Origin of the sequence: Staphylococcus pasteuri (assembly GCF_030547725.1) — a bacterium.
Classification (GTDB): Bacteria; Bacillota; Bacilli; order Staphylococcales; family Staphylococcaceae; genus Staphylococcus; species Staphylococcus pasteuri.
In genome coordinates, this window is record NZ_JAUOQO010000801.1 from 1 (window position 1) to 243 (window position 243).

The 243-nt window shown below is 37.0% G+C and carries 1 protein-coding gene; it reads right to left on the bottom strand.

The annotated features are described in order from the left end of the window. Positions 1–243, bottom strand: a 243-nt coding sequence (locus tag Q4528_RS15555) for a hypothetical protein (protein WP_303522619.1), incomplete at both ends; no start/stop codon positions are given.

Genomic DNA, 243 nt, shown 5'->3' on the forward strand with positions numbered 1-243 from the left:
GGCCGAACCTTAGCAAATAACTCTGCTGGCAATATGTCGTATTCAAAATCAGCATCAGCAAAAATGGTTAATGTCCGTTTTTTGTCGCGACGTTGTACAATAGGATCTTCAAATTTAACGTCAAAACCATTTACTACTTGCTGAATAGGTATATAAGATTTTAAACTTGGGCTCCAAATTCGTAAGCTTTCTAACGAATCAATATCAATTCGTTCATCATTAGGTAAACGCCCAACTATCGGC